Genomic DNA, 23,395 nt, shown 5'->3' on the forward strand with positions numbered 1-23,395 from the left:
ATCCTCCGGGGTGTTTGCATTTGGAGGCAGGCATGGCTGCGAGCGGACTGTTCTGGTGGGTGTCGGCGGGTGTGCTGATCGTGTTCGAACTGTTCACCGGCACGTTTTATTTGCTGATGGTGGCGCTCGGCTTTCTTGCGGGCGGCGTGGCGCATCTGCTGGGCGCGATGCCGCATGTGCAGTTCATCGTGGCGGCGCTGGTCGGTCTGATCGCGGTGGTGGCGTTGCGGCGTTCGCGCTTCGGCAACTGGAAGCGCCGCGACGCGTCGCGCGATGCGAGCGTGAATCTCGATATCGGCGCCACCGTGGAAGTGGATGAATGGCGCGACGGCCGCGCGCGTACGATGTATCGCGGCGCGCAGTGGGATGTCGAACTTGCGCCGGGCGAAACCGAAGGCGCGCGCTGGTACCGCATCACCGCGCTCGATGGCAACCGGCTCGTGGTCGTCGCGCGGCGCTGAAGTCAACATAATCAACCAGGAGTAGGGAAGATGGACGTCACCATCGTCGGGGCCATTCTGCTCGTGATCGTCATCGCGATCGCGGCGCAAACCATCAAGATCGTGCCGCAGCAGCATGCGTGGGTGCTGGAGCGGCTCGGCCGCTATCATTCGACGCTCACGCCGGGGTTGACCATCGTGCTGCCGTTCATCGACCGGGTGGCCTACAAGCACGTGCTCAAGGAAATTCCGCTGGAAGTGCCGAGCCAGGTCTGTATCACGCGCGACAACACGCAGTTGCAGGTGGACGGCGTGCTGTACTTCCAGGTCACGGACGCCATGAAGGCGTCGTACGGATCGAGCAACTTCGTGTTCGCGATCACGCAGCTTTCGCAGACCACCTTGCGTTCCGTGATCGGCAAGCTGGAGCTGGACAAGACCTTCGAGGAGCGCGACTTCATCAATCACAGCATCGTCAATGCGCTGGATGAAGCCGCGTCGAACTGGGGCGTGAAAGTGCTGCGTTACGAGATCAAGGATCTGACGCCGCCGAAGGAAATTCTCCACGCGATGCAGGCGCAGATCACCGCCGAGCGTGAGAAGCGCGCGCTGATTGCGGCTTCCGAAGGACGCAAGCAGGAACAGATCAACCTGGCCGCGGGTGCGCGGGAGGCGGCGATCCAGAAGTCCGAAGGCGAACGGCAGGCGGCGATCAACCAGGCGCAGGGTGAAGCGTCGGCCATTCTGGCGGTCGCCGAGGCGAATGCGCAGGCCATCGAGAAGATCGGCACCGCGATTCAGACCGTGGGCGGCATGGAGGCGGTGAACCTCAAGATCGCCGAGCAATACGTCGGCGCGTTCGGCAATATCGCGAAGACCGGCAATACGCTGATCGTGCCGGGGAATCTGTCGGACATGAGCTCGTTGATTGCGTCGGCGTTGACGATTGTGAAGGGCGAGGGTGGCGGCAGCGTGATCCGCAAGAGCTAAAAAAACAGGGCACTGCAAGAGCGCCCCTGTTCGCTTTATTTCGTGGCCGAGCGCATCAGCCGTGCACGTTCGCGATCCCAGTCGCGTTTCTTTTCGGTCTCACGCTTGTCGTGCAGCTTCTTGCCCTTGGCGAGGCCAATCTCGCATTTCACGCGGCCTTCCTTGTAGTGGAAGTTGAGCGGCACGAGCGTGTGGCCGCGCTGCTCGACCTTGCCGATGAGCTTGTCAATCTGGTCGCGATGCAGCAGCAGCTTGCGCGTGCGCACCGGATCGAGGTTCTCGAACTTCGATGCCTCGGGCAGCGGACTGATATGCGTGCCGATCAGAAAGAGCTCGCCCGCCTTGATGACGACGTAGCCTTCCTTGATCTGCCCACGGCCCGCGCGCAGCGCCTTGACTTCCCAGCCTTCGAGCACGAGACCGGCCTCGTAGCGTTCCTCGATGAAGTAATCGAAGAAGGCTTTTCTGTTGTCGATGATGCTCATGAATGGAAAGTGCTCAACTCGTTTAAAATCACGATTTTAGCAGCGCGCCGGCACGCGAATGTTCTGATGCCGTGTTCTCTTGCGCGTTGCCGCCCAATTCAGCCTTCGCTGCGCCCTATATGGCAGATGTCCAGAAAACCGTGTTGATCCGCCATTCGGCGGAGGAAATGTTCGACCTCGTCACCGATGTCGCCGACTATCCCAACTTCCTGCCCTGGTGCGGCGGCGTCGAGATAGGCCGTCATGACGAGAACGGGATGGAAGCGAAGATCGACATCAGCTTCAAGGGCATCAAGCAGCATTTCGCCACGCGCAACACCCAGAAACGTCCGACCAGTATCGATATGGAGTTCCTGAGCGGCCCTTTCAAGAAGTTCACCGGTTACTGGCGCTTCACGCCGCTGCGGGCGGATGCGTGCAAGATCGAGTTCGCACTGCACTACGAGTTTTCCAATGTGATCCTGGAAAAGCTCATCGGGCCGGTGTTCAGTCATATTGCCAATACTTTCGTCGATTCCTTCGTGAAGCGCGCCGACCAGCGCTACGGCAAACCATGATGCAGATCGACGTGTGCTATGGCCTGCCCGACGGCGCCAGCTTCCTCGCGCAGGTCACGTTGCAGGACGGCGCGACGGTGCGCGACGCCATCGAGGCAAGCGGCGTGCTGCGCGTGCATCAGGACATCGACCTCACGCGGCAGAAGGTCGGCGTGTTCGGCAAGCTCAGTACGCTCGATGCGACGCTCGTCGCGTTCGACCGCGTGGAAATCTATCGGCCGCTGACGGTGGACCCGAAGACAGCCCGGCTGCGCCGCGTCGAAAAAACGCGCCGCGCGGGATCGATCGAAGGGCGCAAGTGGCAGTCGAAGGATGCCCGCTGAGCGTTGACTCGTTTCAATGTGCCGGAGCTTCCTGCGCGGAAACCGCCGGCTGCACCGTATGCTGCCTCACTGACCAGCTGACGCCCGCGAGCAGCAGCACCACGGCGAGCACTTCGGGCGTGCGCGGCCAGCGGCCGTCGTAGATGAAGGCGTAGAGCAGCGCGAAGAGCGTCTCGAACGCGATCATCTGACCTGACAGCGTGAGCGGCAGGCGCTTGGCCGCCGCATTCCACAGCATGTTGCCGAGCCACGAACCGCCGGTTGCCAGGGCAATGCTCACGATCCAGAAAAGATGCCAGCGTTCGGGCGCGACGGCGGCCTGGACGGTGCCCGCGGGCAGCATCCACGCGATCGCGCCGAGCACGGCACCCAGCAATCCCGTCACGATCCCCCACAGCACGGACCACTCGTTGCCGTCGAAGTGGTCGTTTGCCTGAAGATAGCGGGCGTTGACGACCGCGTACCAGGTCCACGCGGCGAGCGCGCCGACGGCGCAGGCGAGGCCCGCGAGGCGCGTGCCAATGCTGGTCTGGGACACGGCCCCGGACACGCCGAGCAGATCGCGGAACACATCGAGGTTGATGCACGCGATGCCCGCCAGCACGAGGAGCAGAGGACCGGCGAGCCGTTTCAGGTCGATTGCGCCGTGATCGCGCCGGCCGGCAAGTGTGACGGTGACCGGCAGGATGCCGACGATCAGCGACGCCGGCGCCACGCCGACGAGCTGCACGGCACTGGCCAGCAGCATGTAGTAGAGCAGGTTGCCGACCAGCGCGAGCCGGGCGAGGGCCATGAAGTCGGCGCGCGTGAGTTTGGCGAGCAGTCCGCGCGCGATGGGCAGCGCGACCGCGAGCGAGACCGCGCCGTACATCAGATAGCGGCCGATGCTGAGCGTGAGAGGCGAAAAGTCAGGCAGAACCCGTGGCGCCAGGAAGATGAAACCCCAGATCGCGCCCGCCGACATTCCGTACATCACACCGCGCTGCATGGCCCGACTCCCGTCCGCATCCTTGAAGAAGGCGCGAAGCGTAGCACGCGCGCCTCCGGTGCGGTCCACGAAGACGCTCCGGCACGCGCCGCGGCGCCGGCCCGGTTTTGTCCGAGAGTGGCCTAACTTGCTGTTCGGACAGTGAAAACCCGGAGAACTATCGGTATAATCTGCTTTTGCGCCCATAGGATTTGCCATGCGTCTGATCCAGAAAGCACTCACGTTCGATGACGTGCTCCTCGTGCCCGCCTTCTCCAGCGTTCTCCCGCGCGACACCAGTCTGAAATCCCAGCTGACTCGCAACATCTCCCTGAACATGCCCCTCGTGTCCGCCGCCATGGACACGGTCACCGAAGGCCGGCTCGCCATCGCCATGGCGCAGCTGGGCGGCATCGGCATCGTCCACAAGAATCTCACCGCCAAGGAACAGGCGCGCGAAGTCGCCAAGGTGAAGCGGTTCGAATCCGGCGTCGTGCGCGATCCGATCACCGTGCCGCCGCAAATGCGCGTGCGTGACGTCATTGCGCTGACGCAGCAACATGGCATCTCGGGTTTTCCGGTGGTCGAGGGCGCGCAGCTGATCGGCATCGTGACAAACCGGGACTTGCGCTTCGAAGAACGCATGGACGAGCCGGTGCGCACCATCATGACGCCGCGCGAACGGCTCGTGACGGTCAAGGAAGGCACTTCGCTCGCCGAGGCCAAGGCGCTGATGCACAGTCACCGCCTGGAGCGCGTGCTGGTCGTCAACGACGCGTTCGAACTGCGCGGCCTGATGACCGTGAAGGACATCACGAAGCAGACCGAGAACCCGGATGCGTGCAAGGACGAAGACGGCAAGCTGCGTGTGGGCGCGGCCGTGGGCGTCGGTGCGGACAATGAGGAACGCGTGGATCTGCTGGCGCAGGCGGGCGTCGACGTGATCGTCGTCGACACCGCGCACGGCCACAGCCAGGGCGTGCTCGAACGCGTGCGCTGGGTCAAGCAGAACTATCCGCACGTGCAGGTGATCGGCGGCAATATTGCGACGGCGGCGGCGGCCAAGGCGCTCGTCGAGTACGGCGCGGACGCGGTCAAGGTCGGCATCGGCCCGGGCTCCATCTGCACGACGCGGATCGTCGCGGGCGTCGGCGTGCCGCAGATCACGGCCATCGCCAATGTGTCGGACGCGCTGCGCGGCAGCGGCGTGCCGGTCATCGCGGACGGCGGCGTGCGCTTCTCGGGCGACGTCTCCAAGGCGCTGGCAGCGGGCGCGAATGTCGTCATGATGGGCAGCATGCTGGCGGGCACCGAGGAATCCCCGGGCGACGTCTTCCTGTTTCAGGGCCGCCAGTACAAGGCGTATCGCGGCATGGGTTCGGTCGGCGCGATGAAGGACGGCGCAGCGGACCGCTACTTCCAGGACAACTCGGCGAACATCGACAAGCTCGTGCCGGAAGGCATCGAAGGCCGCGTGGCCTATAAGGGTTCGGTGAACGCCATCCTGTTCCAGATCATCGGCGGCGTGCGGGCGAGCATGGGCTATTGCGGTTGCAGCACCATCGGCGAAATGCACGAGAAGGCGGAGTTCGTGCAGATCACCGCGGCGGGCATGCGCGAATCGCACGTGCACGACGTGCAGATCACGAAGGAAGCGCCCAACTATCACGTCGACTGAGCGTCGCCGTTCCCTGGCCTTGCGCTTGTTCGTCAACTGACCTGGACTGCCCATGAAACCGTTGCTGCGCGTCGTGCTGGTCATCAATGCCCTGATCTTCCTGGCGTTCGGCCTGTTGTTCCTGCTGACGCCTTGGGCGGGCCTGTACAGCGCGTTGCAGCTGGACGCCATCCGCGTGCAGCCCGCGTTCGCCGGGCAGTTGCTCGGCGTGGCGCTGATCGGCCTCGCATGGCTCGCGTTTCACGCGGCGGTCGACGGCGCACTGACCGCGCGGGCGGCGCGCGTCTCGGGGCACGTGCAGTGGCTGTCGGGCGTCGTGGTGCTGGTCTGGCTGCTCGGATTGAAGATGCCGCAGGTCGATGGCTTCGGACAGATGAGCGCGGCGGTGGTGGGCGTTGTGCTCGTGGTGCTCGGGTTCGGCAGCGTGAGGTTGTCGTCGGCGGTACGCCGGCGCGAGCGTGCCGCGCAGGCGGGCGCCGCGTCGGCGCAACGTGCCGAGAAGCGGGCCGCAAAGACGCGCGACGGCGCGCGCGCGGAGCCAGAGGCGGTGACGCCCGTGGCGACGGCGGCTGCCGTTTCAGTGCCTCCCGATATGGCCCTGCGTCCTTCGGCGCGGGCGCCCGAGGCGGTTGGCATCGATCCCGTCAGTGGCCGCACGGTGGCGCCTTCGGGCCGTCCGCTCGACGGCGGCGCCGTGGATCCCGCGACCGGCGCGACACTCGATCCCGTCACGGGCCGCAAGCTCGATCCTGTCAGCGGACACGAGATCGACGCCGCGACGGGCAGGCGCATCGAGCCGGAGATCAGCCGCGGGATCGATCCGGCTACCGGGCGGCGGATCGAGCCGCGTGATCCGCTCGATCCGCGTGATCCGCTCGCGGGTCCGGCTAGCGGAGCGCCCCGCTGAACGCGCGCACTACCCGGGCCGGCGCTGCTGCTAAGCGTGCGGGGCGCGGGCGGCAACAGGACACACCAGCACGGTCGGCCAGGGCGCCGGCCGTCGATTCATTTGCGAACACTTTCGCTGACGGCTCGCGCACCAGGGCGGCCCGGCAGCATCGACATCAATCGTTCTTCTAGCCTTTGGCCGCAGCCATGCACGACAAAATCCTGATTCTCGATTTCGGCTCTCAAGTCACCCAGCTGATCGCGCGGCGTATCCGCGAATCGCACGTCTACTCGGAGATTCATCCGTACGACGTCGATGAAACCTTCATCCGCGAATTCGCGCCGAAGGGCATCATTTTGTCGGGCGGCCCGAATTCGGTCACCGAAGCGAAGTCGCCGCGCGCGCCGCAGATCGTTTTCGATCTGGGCGTGCCGGTGCTCGGCATCTGCTACGGCATGCAGACCATGGCCGATCAACTGGGCGGCAAGGTCGAGCTCGGCAATGTGCGCGAGTTCGGTTATGCCGAAGTGCAGGCGCTGAACCATACGGGCTTCCTGGAAGGCATCGAGGACTTCAAGGCCGAGAAGGGCGACTCCATGCTGAAGGTGTGGATGAGCCACGGCGACAAGGTCGTGGACCTGCCGGCGGGCTTCAAGCTGATGGCCTCGACGCCCTCATGCCCGATCGCCGCCATGGCCGACGACGACCGCCGCTTCTACGGCCTGCAATGGCATCCGGAAGTGACGCACACGGTGCAGGGCCGCGCGATGCTCGAGCGCTTCGTGCTGGAACTGTGCGGCGCGAATCCGGACTGGGAGATGGGGCATTACATCGACGAAGCGGTCGACAAGATTCGCGCGCAGGTGGGCAAGGAGAAGGTGATTCTCGGGCTGTCGGGCGGCGTGGATTCGTCGGTGGCGGCGGCGCTGCTGCATCGCGCGATCGGCGACCAGCTGACCTGCGTGTTCGTCGATCATGGCCTGCTGCGTCAGAACGAGGCCGAGCAAGTGATGTCGACGTTCGCGGATCACCTTGGCGTGAAGGTGATCCACGTCGATGCGAGCGAAGTCTTCCTGCAGAAGCTGGCCGGGGTGACGGACCCGGAGGCGAAGCGCAAGATCATCGGCGCGGAGTTCGTCGAGGTGTTCCACGCGGAATCCGACAAGCTCACCGATGCACGATGGCTCGCGCAGGGCACGATCTATCCGGACGTGATCGAATCGGCGGGCAAGGGCAAGAAGGGCGCGCACACCATCAAGAGCCATCACAACGTCGGCGGCTTGCCGGAGACGCTGAACCTCAAGCTGCTGGAGCCGCTGCGCGAACTGTTCAAGGACGAAGTGCGCGAACTCGGCGTGAAGCTGGGCTTGCCGCCCGCGATGGTGTATCGCCATCCGTTCCCGGGACCGGGTCTGGGTGTGCGGATTCTCGGCGAGGTGAAGCGGGAGTTCGCGGATCTGCTGCGTCGCGCGGATGCGATTTTTATCGAGACGCTGCGGACGACCATCGACAAGGAAACGGGCAAGTCGTGGTACGACCTGACGAGCCAGGCGTTTGCGGTGTTCCTGCCGGTGAAGAGCGTCGGCGTGATGGGCGATGGACGCACGTATGAGTATGTCGTCGCGCTGCGCGCCGTGCAGACGCTGGATTTCATGACCGCGCACTGGGCGCATCTGCCGCATGAACTGCTCGGGCATGTGAGCAATCGCATCATCAATGAGGTGCGGGGGATCAATCGGGTGGTGTACGACATTTCGGGGAAGCCGCCGGCGACGATTGAGTGGGAGTGAGGGGTGGGCAAGCTCGGAGTGTGCAGTCGCTCAGCGTTGCGCCGAGCTGGCTGTCCCTTGTATCGTGCGCTTGACTGACGTAGAAGCGAGTGGAAACTTCGGAGCCCGCCAAGTGCGGGCTCTTTTGCACGTCGGCAGCCCTTTGTCCGTATAACGACGCAATAAAAACAAGCAGCGTACTTCTGCGTGGATTCGCCGCGAGCGCACGGATAGCAAGTTCGTCAAACCGGAATGGCGACCATGCGAAATCATTTTGATTGATGGGAGATCCAATGCAGAAACTGAAGGCCATACTGGAAGAACTCGCGGATGCTGAACCCTACAAGCCTTCGGAAAAGCTGCGCATGGAGTGTGCGAGGAAGTGGGTTAGGCGGTTGCTTGGCCTCGGTCTGCTGTGCATGCTTCTGCTTGTCCTATCAGGCGTTTGGTACAAGCTGCAGCACACACCAGCACTGGCTTATATCGCGCTCGCGTTCTACGTTCTGACTTGCTTGTTCAGCATGTTGGCTCTGCTTGTTGAACCGGCTGTCCTGGTCCGGGTCATGTTGCGCAGGAAAGCGGAAACAACGAATACCTTCATCGCCGAAATCGAAAACGACGAAGCCAGCGTCAAGCGCCTGATCCGCTATGACGAGGATGCGCTGAAACGAGCGCAGTACTGGATTCAACTCAAGATCAAGCGACTCGATACACGCATCGTGTTCTTCTTCGGAGGGAGCGCCGCCATGTACTCGCTGCTCGCGCTCACATTCTCAACATCAAGGATGCCGGTGGACTGGCGTGGTTCCAACATACGTTCCTGCGCGGTTTTGCAGCCGACAACGTGACGAATAACGCGATCCTTTGGGGCATCGCGTTGATATTCGGTGTGTCGATTGGAACGATGCTGATGAAGTTCGTACAGTCCTGTTATGTGTATCAACAGGAATTGCTGGAGATGGCGTTGATGCGAAAGGCGTCAGCTCGGTCGACACCCTGAAAGCGATCGCTGGCGCTTCAGGCGCTTGGCGTCACCGCATCCGAAGCAGATTGCTGATCGCCTCCGCCAACCCCTCCGGATTATCGTAGGCGATCATATGCGCCGTATCCGGCACGCATTGCACGACACACCCGGCTTGTTCGAATTTCCCGATATCCTCGCTGGTCGCCGAAGCCGACAGGATGACGCCTTTCTCGCCGTCCAGCCGCGCGAGATCGCCGATCCAATCGCTCGCGTTGTCATCCAGCGCCGATGTGGCCCACTGATAAATCGCATGCGAAGACGCGACTGAAAACGGCCCGAGCCACGCATCGTTCGTCCCTTGCACTTTCAGTTCTGCCAGAAACGCCGCGAATCCTTGCTCGACGAATTCGTCTTCGCTCATCGCGGTGATTTCAGACAGCATGGACACGCCATATTCATTGATCCCAGGTTCGCACAGAATGAGCATGCCGCGTCGCTTCGGCAGGTCCTGCGCCAGTTTCAACGCAATGAATGCCCCGGCGCTGTGCCCGAAAAGATCGACACTGGAAAACGCCTGAGCGCCGATGAATTTCGACAGCGATGCCACCTGCGCTACCGAGGAATACTTGCCCGCGTGAGGCTTGTCGCTGAAACCGGATCCCATTAGATCCATCAGAAGCGATCGCTGTCGGGAATAACTCTTCGAAGCAACTACTGGCGAATAATCGCTGCTTGAGGCGCAGCCTAAACCGTGAATGAAAAGCAGCGGTTGCTCCGTACTCGAGTCCGAATAAAGATCAAGGTAACGAAGAATATTTCCTGTTTCATCTGCGGCGAATGTGTTCATTGTCATCCTTGGAAACAATGTATTGGGTCAGGCAAGTTCAGGTAATCATCGACCCATCTCTCAAACACTGAGAAAGCCCGGTTCCATGATAGTTCGGCCTGACACTCGCAAAATCCGTGTATTCAATTGTGACGATTCCAATCTCTCGACGTGCGGTTCAACTGTCGCTGCATCGCTTTCCCGCAAGAACGAATCCACTCGACGACGAACAGGACGCGAGGGCGCGCGCTTCGCTCGAACGTCGTTGTTCGCTTGCGTTCTGAAATTCAGAACACGACTATCGTGGCGCGCTCCTTTTTTTGCCACTGACCGCCAACTAGCATCACGACTTCGCAATTCCGATTTTGTCGCGGAGTGAAACATGTCGTATGGGTTCAAGTCGGCAGTAGTCAGCGTCAGCGTCGCGAGTCTTGTGGGGCTTGTTGGGTTCCCCGGTTTCTGCCAGGCCGCCTCAAGTCCCACTCCGAATTTCATTCTGGAAACAAGCCTGCCGACCGGCGGCAACCCCGAGGGCATCGTGGCGCTCGATGATCACGCGTTGTTTGTGGCGACGACAGCCACAAACCCGAGCGGCGTGCAAGTCGCCGAAGTGGTGATCTTCGCAAAAGTCAACCACACGTACCAGCAAACGGGCACGGTCACGCTCAAAACCGGCGACCAGGCGCAAAGCATGAGCATTACGCCGGACAAGACCACCTTGCTCGTTGCGTTGGCGAACAACGGCGTGGCGCTGGTGGACGTCCATGACGCGCTGGCCGGCAAGGCAACGCCTTCGTTTGTGGACCAAAGCAATGGCGGCGCCTTCGCCAGTCCCGGCACCTTCGGGACAGCCGTCACGCCAGACGGCAACTATGCGCTCATCGCCAATGAATACGCCCAGTCGACGCCGCAGTCCGCTGCCGGAAGCATCGGGCTCATCGCGCTCGACAAGCAACAGGACGGGCGAACCCAAGGCACGGCGGTGGGCTTCATCCTGGTCGCCGGCAGTGTGCTGCCCGATGTGTCGATTTCGCCGGACGGCAAGCGAGCCTACGCGGTCACCGAGGTCGTATCCGCCGCCGAAAGCAAGACGCTGTCAGGTATCGACAACGCGGCGCTGGTCAGCACGCAATGCGTTCAGGGCGATCCCAAAAGTCCGCAACCGAATGGCGTGCTCAATGTCATCGATGTGGCAAAGGCCATCGAAGGCGCCGCGACGCCCGGCAGTGCGCCGAACGTGATCAGCAACGCCGTCGTGACCCACGTCGCCGCAGCGTGTTCGCCGATTCGCGCCGAGGAAACGCAGGACGGGTCCTCAGTCTGGGTCGTCGCGCGGGGCAGCAATGAACTGCTGCAATTCGACCGCGCCACGCTTGCCGCCGATCCCGACCATGCGTTGCTGCAAACCGTGTCCAGCAACGGCCTGTCCCCGATCGCGCTGTACCTGGATCCGCTGCATCCCACTCTGATGGTGACGAACTCGAATCGCTTTGGAACAAGCTCGGCGAGCGGGGCGAATCCGCCCATCGACCAGGTGAACCTTTCGGTCTTCGATGTCTCGGCACCGCACGCGACGCTGGTTCAGACGCTCCCGACCGGCCAGTTTCCACGCGACATTGCCACGATCGACCAAGGGCGAACCGTATTCGTCAGCGATTTCGATTCCGGCACCGTAAGCGTGTTCGGACAAACGGACGAAGGATCGGATCCCGGCGGCGCGGGCATCAGCCCGTTTGGAACCTCCAGCGCGCACCCGTAACGGCGTTAAGCTCACAGGGCGGACGACCGCGCATGAGGAAACCGCCGACATGCATCCAACCCTGCCGCGCCTGATTGCATCGCAAGGGGGCGACCCGACATGAGCGCCGATTCACCGAACCGGGCGCGCGCCGCTGCCACCGACTCGCTGTTCTTCGCCCTGTTCCCGGACGAAGCCGCGGCCGCGCGTCTCGCCGACTTGTCGGCGCAACTCCGCTCGCAGTACGGCCTGAAGGCGAGGGTGATACCGTCCGGAAGGCTCCACGTCACCCTGCATTATCTCGGCGCGTTCGCAGGCCTTCCTGACGAACTGATCGCCCGGGCGCAGGCCGCGGCATCGAGCATCGCGCTGCCGCCCGCCGAAATCGAACTCGCTCGAATCGAAAGCTTCCCGGGCCGTCGTGCGAAGCGTCCGCTGGTACTTTCAGGCGATGCAAGCCCATCGCTTCACGCCCTCGAACACACCCTTCACGCCGCGCTCGCTGACGCGGGCATCGCCGTCAAGCGTCATCCGCGATTCGTGCCGCATATAACCCTGCTCTACGACGAACAGCGCGTGCCGCCTCATCCCGTCGCGCCGGTCGCCTGGCGCGCGCGCGAATTCGCGCTGGTGCGCAGCCTGCTCGGCCAGTCGCGCCACGAAGTGCTGACGCGCTGGCCGCTCGAAGGCTGATCCGGCAAAACCATTGGACGGAAAGGCTTTCGAAGATTTTTCTGACGGGTTAAGGTTCGGGTATCGATACCCAAGCTGCACGCAACAGCGCTCCGCCCGGATCTCGAATACATGACTCGTTCCCGTTTGCTGCACGTCACGCCCGATACGCATCATGTCCAGATCGATCTGGTCTACGCGACCGATCGCAACCTCACCGGCAAGCCCATCTACAAAGCCCAGCACTGCCTGCTGCTGGAACCCGCCGAAGCCGCCTTGCGCAAGGCCGTCGAGATTGCGCGCAGCCTCGGCATGACGCTCAGGATCTTCGACGCCTACCGTCCGCCGCAAGCACAAAAGGTGCTCTGGGACTTCCTGCCCGATCCGACCTTCATCGCCGAACTCGGACGCGGCTCGAATCACAGTCGCGGCACGGCGCTGGACCTGACGCTCGTCGATCGCGACGGCCGGGAACTCGACATGGGCACCGGTTTCGACGCGATGGTGCCCGCATCCGAACACTTCCACGCCGGCCTGCCCGAGCACGTGCAGCGCAACCGCATCTGGCTGCTGGGCGTGATGCATGGCGCGGGCTTCACGCATATCAAGAGCGAGTGGTGGCACTACGAATTGCCGGGTTCACGCGAACTCGAGGTGATCGACAACGAAGACAGCGGCCCGCTGCGGCTCATGTAATGGCGGCTTCCACGAGATCCACAGGACCACACCCGATGAAGAAGGCATTGACGGCGCTCGCGTTCGCGGCTGCGCTGACGGCAGGTTTCGGCACGCAACCGGCGGGCGCGGCCACGCCGAAAGACATGTTCGTCATGGCGACCCTGCTCGACGAATTCACGTCGCTCGATCCCGGCGAGATCTACGAACTCGTGCCGGAGGAATACGTCGCGAACACGTATGACCGGCTGGTGCGCGTGGACCTGAAGGATCCGTCGAAATTCAACGGCGATGTCGCCGAGTCTTGGACCGTGAGTCCCGACGGCCTGACCTTCACGTTCAAGCTGCGTCCGGGCCTCAAGTTCCATTCCGGCAATCCGCTCACGGCCGACGACGTGGCCTGGTCCATCCAGCGCACCGCGCTGCTCGACAAGGGCGCGGCGGCGGTGCTGGCGGGCATCGGGCTCACGAAGGCGAACGCGTTGCAGAACGTGAAGAAGCTGGACGACAGCACGGTTTCCGTGACGACCGATCGCCGCTACGCCCCGACCTTCGTGCTGAACGTGCTGGGTGCGTGGCCGGCGTCGGTTGTAGATCGCAAGCTGCTCGAAACGCACGCGAAGGGCAACGACTACGGCAACGAGTGGCTCAAGACCAACGAGGCCGGCTCGGGCGCCTACAAGCTCGTCAAGTGGACCGCGAACGACAGCATCGTGTTGCAGCGTTTCGATGGCTATCGCGTGCCGCTCGCGATGAAGCGCATCGTGCTGCGCCATGTGACCGAGGCCGCGAGCCAGCGGCTGATGATCCAGAACGCCGACATCGACGTCGCGCGGGATCTCTCGCCCGACGACCTCGACACGCTCTCGAAGTCCGGTGTCATCAAGGCGACAGCCGTGCCGCAGGCCACGCTGATGTACCTCGGTCTCAACAACAAGAACCCGAATCTCGCGAAGCCCGAAGTCTGGGAAGCCATGAAATGGCTGATCGACTATCAGGGCATTCAGAAGAACGTGATCCGCACGACTTACAAGGTGCATGAAACCTTTCTGCCCGAAGGCTTTCTTGGCGCGTTGAACGAGAACCCGTATCACCAGGATGTCGCGAAGGCCAAGGCGCTGCTCGCGAAGGCCGGTCTCGCGAACGGCTTCACCGTGAAGATGGACGTGCGCAACGACTATCCATACAGCGAGATCGCGCAGGCGGTGCAGGCCAATCTCGCGCTCGCCAACATCAAGGTGCAGCTCGTGCCGAGCGACAACAAGCAGACGCTCGGGCGCTATCGTGCGCGGGCCCATGACATCTACATCGGCGAGTGGTCGGCGGACTATATCGATCCGCACAGCAACGCGCAGGGCTTCGTGTGGAATCCGGACAACTCGGACGCATCGAGCTACAAGATGCTCGCGTGGCGCAACGCGTGGGACATCCCGCAACTGACGAAGGAAACCGACGCCGCGCTCGCCGAGAGCGACACGAAGAAACGTGCGCAGCTGTACGAGAAGATGCAGCGTGAAGTGCTCGCGAAGTCGCCGTTCGTGATCATGTTCCAGAAAGTGTCGCAGGTGGCGGCGCGTCCGGGCGTGACCGGCCTCGAAGTCGGGCCGATCAACGATCTCGTGTCCTATCGCAATCTCAGGAAGCAGTGAGCACGGCCACGTTCATCGAGCGCATGCGCGCAGCCGGCGCGCGGCGCGGCGGCGTGCGCTTCGCGTGGACGCTGCTGCGCTGGTTCGCAATGCTCGCCATCACCTTCACCGGGCTGCTGGCGATCACGTTTTTTATCGGCCGCAAGATTCCGATCGACCCGGTGCTCGCCATTCTCGGCGATCGCGCGTCCGCCACCGCCTATGCCGCCGCGCGTCTGCAACTCGGGCTCGACAAGCCGCTCGTCGAGCAATTCCTGATCTACGCGCGCGACGTGCTGCACGGCCAGCTCGGCATCTCGCTGCTGACGGCCAATCCGGTCATCGACGACATCAAGCGCGTGTTCCCCGCCACGCTTGAACTGGCGACGCTGTCGACCTTCGTCGGCGTGGCGATCGGCGTGCCGCTCGGCGTCGCAGCGGCGGTGCGGCACAACCGCATCGTCGATCATCTCGCGCGCGTGATCGGGCTCGCGGGCAGTTCCGTGCCGGTGTTCTGGCTCGCGCTGATGGGCCTCCTGCTGTTCTACGCGCGGCTGCATTGGGTGTCGGGTCCGGGCCGCATCGATCCGATGTACGACGGCATGGTCGATACCCGCACCGGCAGCCTGCTGATCGATTCGCTGCTCGCCGGCGAGTGGGATGTCTTCAGGAACGCTTTCTCGCACATTGCGCTGCCGGCGGGCGTGCTGGCGTTCTATTCCATCGCGTATCTGTCGCGCATGACGCGCTCGTTCATGCTCGAACAACTGAGCCAGGAATACGTGACGACGGCGCGTGCCAAGGGCTTGCCCGAGCGCCGCGTGATCTGGCGTCACGCGTTCGGCAATATCGCGGTGCCGTTGCTGACGGTGATCGCGCTTGCCTATAGCTATCTGCTCGAAGGTTCGGTGCTGACCGAGATCGTGTTCGCGTGGCCCGGCATCGGCTCGTATCTGACGGGCGCGCTGCTCAACGCCGACATGAACGCCGTGCTCGGCAGCACGCTCGTGATCGGCGCGACCTTTATCGCGCTCAATCTGTTGACCGATGCGCTGTACCGCGTCTTCGATCCCCGCGCACGCTGACATGGAAGACACACGCCGATGCAATCGCCCGCGGAACGCACGCCGATGACACGCCAACGGGGAAGCTGGCGCGCCTGGCTGCTCACCGACACGCCCGCGTCGGCGCGTCAGGCGTCGCTTGGACGCGCGTACCGGCGCTGGCGGAGTTTCGCGTCGAATCCGCTCAGCATGCTCGGCCTCGCGATCCTGCTGCTGCTCGTGGCCACGGCCGCGTTCGGGCCGCTCGCCGTCACGCGCGATCCGTTGGCGCAAGTGCTCGCCGAACGCCTGACGCCACCTAATGCGGCGCACTGGTTCGGCACTGATCAACTCGGCCGCGACATCCTCTCGCGGCTCGTGTACGGCTCGCGCCTGACACTGGCCATCGCGCTGCTGGTGGTCGTGCTGGTCGTGCCGGTGGGCTTGCTGATCGGCACGGTGGCGGGCTATTGCGGCGGCATCGTCGATACGGTGCTGATGCGCGTCACCGACGTCGCGCTCGCGTTTCCGAAGATCGTGCTGGCGCTGGCGTTCGCCGCGGCGCTCGGGCCGGGCGTGCTGAACGCGGTCATCGCGCTGTCGATCACCGCCTGGCCGCCGTACGCGCGGCTCGCGCGCGCCGAGTCGCTGCGGCTCGCGCAGTCGGACTATATCCACGCGGCACGTCTGCAAGGCGCCTCGCATCTGCGCATCGTGCTGCGCTATATCGTGCCGATGTGTTCGTCGTCGGTGATCGTGCGCGCGACGCTCGACATGGCCGGCATCATTCTCGCCGTCGCGGGGCTTGGCTTTCTCGGGCTGGGCGCCCAGCCGCCGAGCCCGGAATGGGGCTACATGGTCGCTGCCGGCCGCAACGTGCTGCTGGACGCCTGGTGGGTCGCGACGATCCCCGGCCTCGCGATCCTCGCGGTGAGCCTCGCCTTCAACCTGCTCGGCGACGGTCTGCGCGACGTCTTCGATCCCCGTCATGGAGGCTGACATGGACGAGCCGCTGGCACGGATCGACGGCCTGACAGTAGCCTTCGCCGCCACCGACGGCACGCTCACGCCCGCCGTGCGCGGCGTCTCGCTGACGGTGCGGCGCGGTGAACGGCTCGGCATCGTGGGGGAGTCGGGGTCGGGCAAGTCGCTGACAGGGCGTGCGCTGCTCGGCTTGCTGCCGCCCGCGGCGCATTGGTCTGCCGACGCGCTGCGCTTCGAAGGGCAGGACCTGCTGGCGATGCGGCCGAAGGAACGGCGCCGGCTGTGCGGCACGCGCATGAGCATGATCCTGCAGGACCCGAAATACTCGCTGAATCCGGTGATGACGGTCGCGCAGCAGATGCGCGAGACCTTCGTCCGGCAAACGCCCGGCGAGAGCCGGCGTCAGCTGCGCGAGCGCATCGTCGCGGCGCTCGAGGCCGTGCATATCCGCGATCCGCAGCGCGTGGCCGACGCCTATCCGCACGAGCTGTCGGGCGGCATGGGGCAGCGCGTGATGATCGCGATGATGGTGAGCGCGGGGCCGCGTCTCCTGATCGCCGACGAACCGACGAGCGCGCTCGACGTCCTCGTGTCGATGCAGGTGCTGGCCGTGCTCGACGAGATGATCGAACGCCACGACACCGGGCTCGTGTTCATCAGTCACGATCTGCCGCTGGTGATGTCGTTCTGCGACCGCGTCGCGGTGATGTACGGCGGACGCATCGTCGAGACCTGCGCGGCGCGCGATCTGCGGCACGCGACGCATCCCTACACGCAAGGGCTGCTCGCCGCGCATCCGCCGCTTGATCATCCCCCCGACGAACTGCCGACCTTGCGCCGCGATCCCGCCTGGCTCGCGGAGACGTTCGACGCCGGAGCCGCACGATGATCGAGATCGACCGCGCGCTGATCCGCTTCGGCACCCGGACCGGCCACGTCGACGCCGTGCGCGACGTGTCCTTGCAGGTGGAAGAGGGCGAGGTGTTCGGGCTCGTCGGGGAGTCGGGCAGCGGCAAGTCGACGCTCCTGCGCGGGCTCGCCGGTCTCGTGCCGCTCGCGGGCGGGACGATGCACATCGGCGGCGAGACGGCGCCACGCCGCGTGCGCCGCGACGTGCAGATGGTTTTCCAGGACCCGTACGGCGCGCTGCATCCGCGCTTTACCGTCGACAAGACCCTGCGCGAGCCGCTCGCCATTCACGGCATGGACGACCCGGATGCGCGCATCCTCGCCGCGCTGAGCGAAGTCGGGCTCGGGCCAGCCTTCAGGTTTCGCTATCCGCATCAGTTGTCGGGCGGCCAGCGGCAGCGGGTGTCGATCGCGCGTGCGCTGATCGTCGGACCTCGCGTGCTGCTGCTCGATGAACCCACGTCCGCGCTCGACGTGTCCGTTCAGGCCGAAATCCTCAATCTGCTGCGGCGGCTGCATCGGGAACGCAGGCTCACGATGATGCTCGTCAGCCACAACCTGTCGGTGATCGGCTTTCTGTGCAGCCGGATTGCCGTGATGCGCAATGGCGAGATCGTCGAACAGATGGACGTGGAAGCGGTGCGTGCGCGCCGCGTCGAACACGAATACACGCGGCGCCTGCTGTCCGCCACCGAAGGCTACACGCGCCGTCCGGAAGGGGCGCCGCCGGTTTAGTCGTCGTACAAGCATATCCGGCATCGGGCGGTCAAACCCATGTTGCGCAAAGGACGCATATCGATGTCAGTAAGCCCTGTATACGGTGGCAGCCCACATACGGCGCTTCATCAGACGAAAACCGCGCCGCAGCCGCTGATAGAATAGGCACTGGATTGTCGAGACGTGCCGAACACCGCGTGAACGTGGTCTTCCGGCTGCCCTCCGACTTCAGGCTAACCAACGCAAATCGTGACAGACCGCGCCCGCCCCAGACGGGCGCCAGCCGGTCGAAATCCCCGATGAAATTGCTAGATGCTTTGGTCGAACAGCGGATCAATGAAGCCGCCGCGCGTGGTGAGTTCAAGGACTTGCCGGGCGAGGGCGCTCCGCTCCAGTTCGCAGACGACGCCCTCGTTCCCGAGGAAGTGCGCGTCGCGAATCGAATTCTCAAGAATGCGGGCTTTGTTCCGCCTGCCGTCGAGCAGCTCCGGGCCCTGCGCGGCCTTCAGGAGGAGTTCGACCGGGTGACGGATCCCGCCGCCCGCTGCCAGTTGCAAGCCAGGATGCTCGCCTGCGACATGGCCCTCGAATCGCTGCGCGGCGGCGGTTGCGTGCCGCACGAGTATCGTCGGCGCATCGCTGAACGGCTCTCGGAGCGCGCGCTGTCCCGCGCGGCGCAACCGCCGAAGTGACCGGCACGCCCGATTCCCAGCCTCCGGGCGTCGCGCCTGCAGCGCTTTCTCCCGCGGATTTCCCCAGCGAACGCGACCGCCGCTTCATGGCGCTCGCCCAGCGCGCCGCCGACGAAGCCCGCCGCGCAGGTGAGGTGCCGGTGGGCGCCGTCGTCGTGCTGGGCGATGAAGTCATCGCCACCGGCTTCAATCATCCGATCCACGCGCACGATCCGTCCGCGCACGCCGAAATGGTCGCGCTGCGCGCTGCGGCGCAGAAACTCCAAAATTACCGGTTGCCGGGCTGCGAACTCTATGTGACGCTCGAACCCTGTTTGATGTGCTCGGGCGCGATCATGCATGCGCGTATCGCACGTGTCGTCTACGGCGCCACTGATCCGAAAACGGGTGCGTGTGGCAGCGTGGTGGACGTGTTCGCGAATGCGCAGCTCAATCACCACACGTCGGTGACGGGCGGCGTGCTTGCCGACGAATGCGGCCACGCGCTAAAGAATTTCTTCTCCGAACGCAGGCGTCTTGCCCGGGAAGAACGCGATGCACGTCGCGCGCGGGAAGCGGCAGCCACGTCCGGCACGGGCGTACCTGCTTCCGCTCCAATAACGAATTCAACGACAACACCGTGAAATCACGCACCATCGACCTTGTCGCGCCCTCCGGTTATCCGAGCGATCCCGCCGCGGTCGAGCGCGGTCTGACGCGTTTGCGCAGGGAAGGGCACCGGCTGGAGAACGTCGAGGCGACGCGGCGGCGCTTCCAGCGTTTCGGCGGCACGGATGCGGAGCGCGCGGCGGATCTGAACCGTCTCGCCGACGCTGCGCGTCCTCTGCCCGACATCGTGCTGGCGGTGCGCGGCGGTTACGGCGCGACGCGTCTGCTGCACGGGCTGGATTATCTGGGCTTGCGGCGTCTGGCGGATCAGCCGGTGGCGATCGTCGGTCACAGCGATTTCACGGCGATCCAGTGCGCGCTCTACGCGCAAGCGGGGGTGAAGAGTTTCGGCGGCCCAATGTTCGCGGGCGATTTCGGCGCCGAGAACCTGAGTGCCTTCACGATGCAGCACTTCTGGAACGCGATCTCGCACGCGCAGTTCACGGTGCGGAGCAACGTGCCGCAGCGCGAGTCGGTCGATGTCACCGGCATGCTGTGGGGCGGCAATCTGGCGATCCTGGCGTCGCTGGTCGGTACGCCGTATTTGCCGCCGGTCGAAGGCGGGATTCTGTTCATCGAAGACGTCAACGAGCACCCGTTCCGGATCGAGCGGATGATCTATCAACTGCATCAGGCGGGCGTGCTCGGGCGGCAGCAGGCGATCGTGATGGGCGAATTCTCCGGTGGCCGGCTCTCGGACTACGACAACGGCTATTCCCTCGACGCCATGATCGAGCAGGTGCGCACGGCGACGAGCGTTCCGGTGGTCACGGGCCTGCAATTCGGGCACGTCGAGAACTTGCTGACGCTGCCTTTCGGTGCGACGGCGCGTCTCGTCGCGGAGCCGCGCGGGTTCACGCTGAAATTGTCCGATTACCCGCATCTGACTTGAGGCTTGATGCGGAATCGCGATCGTAAAGGCGCCGAAAGGCGCTTTTTTTTGTGCCATCGCCGGCAACTAACCGCCGATTTTGCGTCCGCACGGCAGTTCAGACGCCCCAATCTCCGGCGGTGAATTGTCGACAAAAACGTGCATGCAATGCTGACAAAAACTGGGGTAATCGGCTGGGAGTCCCGTATCTTCGGCCTCACGGCGTACACGAGCCGCTGAAAACAGCCAATTCGCAGCGATAAACCGAAATTGATTGTTGACAATCATTATGTCGCTTCTAAGATGATCAACATGCAAGCGAGCACATCATGTCCGACGCCCAAGCGACTACCGCACTGAACGCCTTATCGAGCGCCCCCGGCAACCCGGGCGCGGCGAATGCCGAGTCGATCGCCGAGAGCATCCGCGACGCGATCCTCGAACATCGTCTGGCGCCGGGCGCCAAGCTGACCGAGGCGCAACTGTGCGAAGTCTTTGCGGTAAAGCGCGGCACGGTGCGCCAGGCGCTGGCGCAACTGGCCAACGAGCGGCTCGTCGATCTGGAGCCGAATCGCGGAGCCTTTGTCGCGAGTCCGTCGCTGCAGGAAGTGCATGAAGTGTTCGAGATGCGCCGCATCATCGAGTTGGCCGTTGTAGAACGGATCGCGCAGGGGCATGGCACGCGCCGCCTCAAGTCGATCAGCGCGACGATCGGACGTGAGCGCCGCGCTTTCGAAAGCCACGATTTTTCGTCGTGGATCCGGCTGTCCGGCGAGTTCCATACGGAGCTCGCGGCGCTCACCGGCAACACGGTGCTGTGCGACTGTCTCGCCGGTCTGGTTGCACGCTCGACGTTGATCTCGGCACTGTATGAGTCGCTCGGCAAGAGTTCGTGCTCGTTCGAGGATCACGAAGCCATTCTCGCCGCGCTCGACGCAGGACGCGCGCCCGAGGCGGCTGACTTGATGGCCCGTCATCTGCGCGATGTCGAATTGAAGATGCTGGAGCGGCCGGCGCGCGGTGCGGTCGATCTGAGAGAAGTATTCGCAAGGCCTGCCGGACGCGACACGCCGTCCGACACGTAGGAACCACACGATCCAGTCACACCGCGCCCCGTCGGACACCGGGCGCGCGGCAAGTCGCATGCGTAGAAAACGCCATGCGCGTTGCATTGAACCGCACGCTCATATGAGCAGCACATGAGCGGCAGATGAACAAACGCCGCCGGGCGGGCGCCGAGGCATACGTTTCGGGCGCTCTCGGCCTCACGCCCGGCGGTGCAAAAGCAAATCCAAAGAGTATCGCGCTGCGCCGGACAGGAAAGGACGACAGCGAAGGTATCCGACCCACCAGGGTCTTTCGGGAATCTGCAGTCATTCATCACGCAAGCAGCCAATGAAGGAGACGTCATGGCCCAGTTCAGTGCATCAGGCAGCTCAGCCCTGCCGCAATACGAAGAGCAGGCACCCGGACACGACCCGGGCATGCCCGCCGGTTACAGCGACCGGCTCTACAACGAAGATCTCGCCCCGCTCAAGAATCAGACCTGGGGTGCCTACAACATTTTTGCCTTCTGGATGTCCGACGTGCACAGCGTCGGCGGCTACGTGTTCGCCGGCAGTCTGTTCGCGCTCGGCCTGACGAGCTGGCAGGTGCTGGTGTCGCTGTTGATCGGCATCGGCTTCGTCAACGTGCTGTGCAACCTGATCGCGAAGCCGAGCCAGGTCGCGGGCGTGCCCTATCCGGTCGCGTGCCGCGCCACCTTCGGCGTGCTCGGCGCGAACATTCCGGCCGTGATCCGCGGCCTCATCGCGGTGGCGTGGTATGGGATCCAGACCTATCTGGCATCGAGCGCACTGGTGATCGTTGTGCTGAAGTTCGTGCCTTCGCTGATGCCTTACGCCGATGTCCACAAGTACGGCTTCGTCGGGCTCTCCGCGCTCGGCTGGGCAGGCTTCATGCTGCTGTGGGTGCTGCAGGCGGTCGTGTTCTGGCGCGGCATGGAGATGATCAAGAAGTTCATCGACTTCGCCGGTCCCGCCGTCTACGTGGTCATGTTCATGCTTGCCGGCTATATGGTGTGGCGCGCGGGCATCAAGAACATCGGCCTGAACCTCGGCGGCGTGAAGTATCACGGCATGGAAGTGATCCCGGTGATGATCACCGCGATCTCGCTGGTCGTGTCGTACTTCTCCGGCCCGATGCTCAACTTCGGCGACTTCTCGCGCTACGGCAAGAGCTTCCGCAGCGTCAAGCGCGGCAACTTCTGGGGACTGCCGGTCAACTTCCTGGCGTTCTCGCTGGTGACCGTCATCACCACCGCGGCTACCTTGCCGGTGTTCGGCCAATTGATCACCGATCCGGTGGAAACCGTCGGCCGCATCGATCATCCGACTGCCGTGATCCTCGGCGCGCTGACCTTCACGATTGCGACCATCGGCATCAACATCGTGGCGAACTTCGTTTCGCCGGCCTTCGACTTCTCGAACGTCGCACCGAAGCTCATCAGCTGGCGCATGGGCGGCATGCTCGCCGCGATCGCGTCGATCTTCATTACGCCGTGGAACCTGTTCAACAACCCGGCCGTCATCCACTACACGCTGGATATCCTGGGCAGCTTCATCGGACCGCTGTACGGTGTGCTGATTCTTGATTTCTACATGGTCAAGCGCGGCAAGCTCAACGTCGACGATCTCTACACCGTCTCCGAGCAAGGCCGCTACTGGTACACGAAGGGCGTGAACCGCCGCGCGGTGATGGCGTTGCTGCCGGCTGCCGTGATCGCGATCCTGTGCGTGATGCTGCCGTCGCTCGAAGGCGCCGCCAACTTCTCGTGGTTCATCGGTGCGGGCCTGGGCGCGGTGTTCTATTTCTTCCTGGCGGACCGCAAGCACGTCTGACGGTGTGAACCCACAAGAACCTGAGAGCCT

General features: G+C 63.8%; 24 protein-coding genes. 21 read left to right on the top strand and 3 right to left on the bottom strand.

Annotated features, from left to right (window positions below):
* The first annotated feature begins 32 nt into the window (after positions 1 to 32).
* Positions 33 to 461, top strand: coding sequence for an NfeD family protein (locus tag QCE88_RS07700; protein ID WP_309900646.1), 429 nt, complete (start codon positions 33 to 35; stop codon positions 459 to 461).
* 30 nt (positions 462 to 491) lie between these two features.
* Positions 492 to 1,430, top strand: a complete 939-nt coding sequence (locus QCE88_RS07705; protein WP_309900648.1) for an SPFH domain-containing protein — start codon at positions 492 to 494, stop codon at positions 1,428 to 1,430.
* A 35-nt stretch (positions 1,431 to 1,465) separates the two neighbouring features.
* On the opposite strand, the gene smpB is transcribed toward QCE88_RS07705, so the two are convergent.
* A complete protein-coding gene (gene smpB / locus QCE88_RS07710; RefSeq protein ID WP_309831954.1) occupies positions 1,466 to 1,915 on the bottom strand; it encodes an SsrA-binding protein SmpB in 450 nt (149 codons plus the stop codon).
* Between the two features lie 119 nt (positions 1,916 to 2,034).
* On the opposite strand from smpB, the gene QCE88_RS07715 reads away from it, so the two are divergent.
* A complete protein-coding gene (locus QCE88_RS07715) occupies positions 2,035 to 2,472 on the top strand; it encodes a type II toxin-antitoxin system RatA family toxin (protein WP_309831957.1) in 438 nt (145 codons plus the stop codon).
* The gene (locus tag QCE88_RS07720; RefSeq protein ID WP_309900650.1) at positions 2,469 to 2,795 is read left to right on the top strand and encodes an RnfH family protein; all 327 of its coding nucleotides are present in this window, start codon (positions 2,469 to 2,471) and stop codon (positions 2,793 to 2,795) included. Before QCE88_RS07715 ends, QCE88_RS07720 begins: the two co-directional genes overlap by 4 nt.
* A gap of 13 nt (positions 2,796 to 2,808) precedes the next feature.
* Here QCE88_RS07720 and QCE88_RS07725 read toward each other — a convergent pair whose 3' ends face one another.
* The gene (locus QCE88_RS07725; protein WP_309903454.1) at positions 2,809 to 3,783 is read right to left on the bottom strand and encodes a DMT family transporter; all 975 of its coding nucleotides are present in this window, start codon (positions 3,781 to 3,783) and stop codon (positions 2,809 to 2,811) included.
* Positions 3,784 to 3,979: 196 nt separating this feature from the next.
* On the opposite strand from QCE88_RS07725, the gene guaB reads away from it, so the two are divergent.
* The 4 genes from guaB to QCE88_RS07745 all read left to right on the top strand — a co-directional run bounded on the left by guaB (position 3,980) and on the right by QCE88_RS07745 (position 8,946).
* Positions 3,980 to 5,440 (top strand): IMP dehydrogenase, encoded by a 1,461-nt coding sequence (gene guaB, locus QCE88_RS07730; protein ID WP_309900652.1) that lies wholly within the window; start codon positions 3,980 to 3,982, stop codon positions 5,438 to 5,440.
* 52 nt (positions 5,441 to 5,492) lie between these two features.
* A complete protein-coding gene (locus QCE88_RS07735) occupies positions 5,493 to 6,347 on the top strand; it encodes a hypothetical protein (protein ID WP_309900655.1) in 855 nt (284 codons plus the stop codon).
* A gap of 188 nt (positions 6,348 to 6,535) precedes the next feature.
* Entirely contained in the window at positions 6,536 to 8,119 is a 1,584-nt protein-coding gene (guaA, locus tag QCE88_RS07740; protein ID WP_309900656.1) for a glutamine-hydrolyzing GMP synthase, read from the top strand.
* 272 nt (positions 8,120 to 8,391) lie between these two features.
* Positions 8,392 to 8,946, top strand: a complete 555-nt coding sequence (locus QCE88_RS07745) for a hypothetical protein (RefSeq protein WP_309900658.1) — start codon at positions 8,392 to 8,394, stop codon at positions 8,944 to 8,946.
* 183 nt (positions 8,947 to 9,129) lie between these two features.
* Here QCE88_RS07745 and QCE88_RS07750 read toward each other — a convergent pair whose 3' ends face one another.
* Complete coding sequence (locus QCE88_RS07750) at positions 9,130 to 9,909, bottom strand: alpha/beta hydrolase (protein ID WP_309900660.1); 780 nt, start codon at positions 9,907 to 9,909, stop codon at positions 9,130 to 9,132.
* A 361-nt stretch (positions 9,910 to 10,270) separates the two neighbouring features.
* On the opposite strand from QCE88_RS07750, the gene QCE88_RS07755 reads away from it, so the two are divergent.
* The 13 genes from QCE88_RS07755 to QCE88_RS07815 all read left to right on the top strand — a co-directional run bounded on the left by QCE88_RS07755 (position 10,271) and on the right by QCE88_RS07815 (position 23,365).
* Positions 10,271 to 11,647, top strand: coding sequence for a hypothetical protein (locus QCE88_RS07755; protein ID WP_309900663.1), 1,377 nt, complete (start codon positions 10,271 to 10,273; stop codon positions 11,645 to 11,647).
* A gap of 99 nt (positions 11,648 to 11,746) precedes the next feature.
* A complete protein-coding gene (thpR, locus tag QCE88_RS07760; RefSeq protein WP_309900665.1) occupies positions 11,747 to 12,319 on the top strand; it encodes an RNA 2',3'-cyclic phosphodiesterase in 573 nt (190 codons plus the stop codon).
* A gap of 111 nt (positions 12,320 to 12,430) precedes the next feature.
* On the top strand, positions 12,431 to 12,994 hold the full coding sequence (gene ddpX, locus QCE88_RS07765) for a D-alanyl-D-alanine dipeptidase (protein ID WP_309900667.1): 564 nt from the start codon (positions 12,431 to 12,433) through the stop codon (positions 12,992 to 12,994).
* Between the two features lie 35 nt (positions 12,995 to 13,029).
* Positions 13,030 to 14,622, top strand: a complete 1,593-nt coding sequence (locus QCE88_RS07770; RefSeq protein ID WP_309900669.1) for an ABC transporter substrate-binding protein — start codon at positions 13,030 to 13,032, stop codon at positions 14,620 to 14,622.
* Positions 14,623 to 14,645: 23 nt separating this feature from the next.
* Positions 14,646 to 15,686 (top strand): ABC transporter permease, encoded by a 1,041-nt coding sequence (locus QCE88_RS07775; RefSeq protein WP_409018105.1) that lies wholly within the window; start codon positions 14,646 to 14,648, stop codon positions 15,684 to 15,686.
* A 45-nt stretch (positions 15,687 to 15,731) separates the two neighbouring features.
* Positions 15,732 to 16,643: a nickel transporter permease gene (gene nikC / locus QCE88_RS07780; RefSeq protein WP_309900673.1), complete on the top strand. Its 912-nt coding sequence runs from the start codon at positions 15,732 to 15,734 to the stop codon at positions 16,641 to 16,643.
* 1 nt (position 16,644) lies between these two features.
* On the top strand, positions 16,645 to 17,517 hold the full coding sequence (locus QCE88_RS07785; protein WP_309900675.1) for an ABC transporter ATP-binding protein: 873 nt from the start codon (positions 16,645 to 16,647) through the stop codon (positions 17,515 to 17,517).
* Positions 17,514 to 18,272: an ABC transporter ATP-binding protein gene (locus QCE88_RS07790; RefSeq protein WP_309900677.1), complete on the top strand. Its 759-nt coding sequence runs from the start codon at positions 17,514 to 17,516 to the stop codon at positions 18,270 to 18,272. Before QCE88_RS07785 ends, QCE88_RS07790 begins: the two co-directional genes overlap by 4 nt.
* A 281-nt stretch (positions 18,273 to 18,553) precedes the next feature.
* A complete protein-coding gene (locus QCE88_RS07795) occupies positions 18,554 to 18,946 on the top strand; it encodes a DUF1992 domain-containing protein (protein WP_309903456.1) in 393 nt (130 codons plus the stop codon).
* On the top strand, positions 18,943 to 19,569 hold the full coding sequence (gene tadA / locus QCE88_RS07800) for a tRNA adenosine(34) deaminase TadA (protein WP_309900679.1): 627 nt from the start codon (positions 18,943 to 18,945) through the stop codon (positions 19,567 to 19,569). The genes QCE88_RS07795 and tadA overlap by 4 nt, the downstream gene beginning before the upstream one ends.
* A complete protein-coding gene (gene ldcA, locus QCE88_RS07805; protein ID WP_309900682.1) occupies positions 19,566 to 20,486 on the top strand; it encodes a muramoyltetrapeptide carboxypeptidase in 921 nt (306 codons plus the stop codon). Before tadA ends, ldcA begins: the two co-directional genes overlap by 4 nt.
* 308 nt (positions 20,487 to 20,794) lie before the next feature.
* Positions 20,795 to 21,550 carry a GntR family transcriptional regulator gene (locus tag QCE88_RS07810; protein ID WP_309900683.1) on the top strand — a complete coding sequence of 252 codons (756 nt, stop codon included), beginning with the start codon at positions 20,795 to 20,797 and terminating at the stop codon, positions 21,548 to 21,550.
* A gap of 324 nt (positions 21,551 to 21,874) precedes the next feature.
* Positions 21,875 to 23,365: an NCS1 family nucleobase:cation symporter-1 gene (locus QCE88_RS07815; protein WP_309900686.1), complete on the top strand. Its 1,491-nt coding sequence runs from the start codon at positions 21,875 to 21,877 to the stop codon at positions 23,363 to 23,365.
* Positions 23,366 to 23,395 lie beyond the last annotated feature (30 nt).

The organism is Caballeronia sp. LZ035 (genome assembly GCF_031451175.1).
GTDB lineage: Bacteria > Pseudomonadota > Gammaproteobacteria > Burkholderiales > Burkholderiaceae > Caballeronia.

Bases quoted from the DNA above. Each gene is read 5' to 3' on its own strand.
- QCE88_RS07700 (WP_309900646.1), top strand. From the start codon at position 33: ATGGCTGCGAGCGGACTGTTCTGGTGGGTGTCGGCGGGTGTGCTGATC.
- QCE88_RS07705 (WP_309900648.1), top strand. From the start codon at position 492: ATGGACGTCACCATCGTCGGGGCCATTCTGCTCGTGATCGTCATCGCG.
- smpB (WP_309831954.1), bottom strand. From the start codon at position 1,915: ATGAGCATCATCGACAACAGAAAAGCCTTCTTCGATTACTTCATCGAG.
- QCE88_RS07715 (WP_309831957.1), top strand. From the start codon at position 2,035: ATGGCAGATGTCCAGAAAACCGTGTTGATCCGCCATTCGGCGGAGGAA.
- QCE88_RS07720 (WP_309900650.1), top strand. From the start codon at position 2,469: ATGATGCAGATCGACGTGTGCTATGGCCTGCCCGACGGCGCCAGCTTC.
- QCE88_RS07725 (WP_309903454.1), bottom strand. From the start codon at position 3,783: ATGCAGCGCGGTGTGATGTACGGAATGTCGGCGGGCGCGATCTGGGGT.
- guaB (WP_309900652.1), top strand. From the start codon at position 3,980: ATGCGTCTGATCCAGAAAGCACTCACGTTCGATGACGTGCTCCTCGTG.
- QCE88_RS07735 (WP_309900655.1), top strand. From the start codon at position 5,493: ATGAAACCGTTGCTGCGCGTCGTGCTGGTCATCAATGCCCTGATCTTC.
- guaA (WP_309900656.1), top strand. From the start codon at position 6,536: ATGCACGACAAAATCCTGATTCTCGATTTCGGCTCTCAAGTCACCCAG.
- QCE88_RS07745 (WP_309900658.1), top strand. From the start codon at position 8,392: ATGCAGAAACTGAAGGCCATACTGGAAGAACTCGCGGATGCTGAACCC.
- QCE88_RS07750 (WP_309900660.1), bottom strand. From the start codon at position 9,909: ATGAACACATTCGCCGCAGATGAAACAGGAAATATTCTTCGTTACCTT.
- QCE88_RS07755 (WP_309900663.1), top strand. From the start codon at position 10,271: ATGTCGTATGGGTTCAAGTCGGCAGTAGTCAGCGTCAGCGTCGCGAGT.
- thpR (WP_309900665.1), top strand. From the start codon at position 11,747: ATGAGCGCCGATTCACCGAACCGGGCGCGCGCCGCTGCCACCGACTCG.
- ddpX (WP_309900667.1), top strand. From the start codon at position 12,431: ATGACTCGTTCCCGTTTGCTGCACGTCACGCCCGATACGCATCATGTC.
- QCE88_RS07770 (WP_309900669.1), top strand. From the start codon at position 13,030: ATGAAGAAGGCATTGACGGCGCTCGCGTTCGCGGCTGCGCTGACGGCA.
- QCE88_RS07775 (WP_409018105.1), top strand. From the start codon at position 14,646: ATGCGCGCAGCCGGCGCGCGGCGCGGCGGCGTGCGCTTCGCGTGGACG.
- nikC (WP_309900673.1), top strand. From the start codon at position 15,732: ATGACACGCCAACGGGGAAGCTGGCGCGCCTGGCTGCTCACCGACACG.
- QCE88_RS07785 (WP_309900675.1), top strand. From the start codon at position 16,645: ATGGACGAGCCGCTGGCACGGATCGACGGCCTGACAGTAGCCTTCGCC.
- QCE88_RS07790 (WP_309900677.1), top strand. From the start codon at position 17,514: ATGATCGAGATCGACCGCGCGCTGATCCGCTTCGGCACCCGGACCGGC.
- QCE88_RS07795 (WP_309903456.1), top strand. From the start codon at position 18,554: ATGAAATTGCTAGATGCTTTGGTCGAACAGCGGATCAATGAAGCCGCC.
- QCE88_RS07810 (WP_309900683.1), top strand. From the start codon at position 20,795: ATGTCCGACGCCCAAGCGACTACCGCACTGAACGCCTTATCGAGCGCC.
- QCE88_RS07815 (WP_309900686.1), top strand. From the start codon at position 21,875: ATGGCCCAGTTCAGTGCATCAGGCAGCTCAGCCCTGCCGCAATACGAA.